The 848-nt window shown below is 39.0% G+C and carries 1 pseudogene; it reads left to right on the plus strand.

From position 1 onward, the window contains the following. A pseudogene (locus PMI13_RS13280) lies at positions 1-848 on the plus strand (T9SS type A sorting domain-containing protein); the annotation flags it as partial.

Below are 848 nucleotides of genomic sequence, written 5' to 3' on the forward strand. Positions count from 1 at the left end.
TATTCCGGAAAAGGACTGGACAAAAAAGAAGATTCCAAGGGCGGATCTGATCTATGGCTGATCAGAATCAATGAATTCGGGGATGAATTATGGCAGAAAACGATTGGTGGAACTTCTGATGAAGAGGTAAGATCAGTGATCCAGACTACGGATTTAGGTTTCTTTGTGGCTGGAAATGTCCAGAACTCAGCTAAAGGCTATGGTTCCAAAGATATATGGATTATAAGACTCGATAAAACAGGAAAACAAGTTTCCGAATTAATATTAGGAGGAAAGGGATTGGATGAAGTAGAGAAAATGATTCCGACAAAGGATGGCGGTGCTTTATTAGGAGCTTATTCAAGAAGTAATCAAGGTGGATCAAAGAAAACCGAAAACTTTGGTGAAGGTGATTACTGGATCATCAAACTTTCGAAAGACGGTAAAGTTGAATGGGAAAAGAATTTCGGTGGAAAGGGAGATGATCATTTAAGAACCCTTGCTTTAACATCCACAGGATACTTAATTGGTGGTGAATCAAGATCGGAAAGATCGGGAAACAAAACCACAGGGATAGAAGAAGGAACAGATCTTTGGCTGATTTCATTGAATGAAAGAGGTGAAGAGATCTGGCAGAAATCCTACAATTTTAAAAACAGGGATGTTCTCATGGGAATGAGTGTTTTACACAGCTCTGATGATAAAACATCAAAAGGAATCTTACTTGGTGGTTATACTCAGGCAGAGGGAAGAATAGAGAATGATGATGAAACGTTCTGGATGCTGTATCTGAATCAGAATGGTAGTGAAGAATGGAGAAAGCATGTGAAAGGGGAATCAAGAAAAAGAGAGGAAAGACTTTCGGATAT

The organism is Chryseobacterium populi (assembly GCF_000282115.1).
Classification (GTDB): domain Bacteria; phylum Bacteroidota; class Bacteroidia; order Flavobacteriales; family Weeksellaceae; genus Chryseobacterium; species Chryseobacterium populi.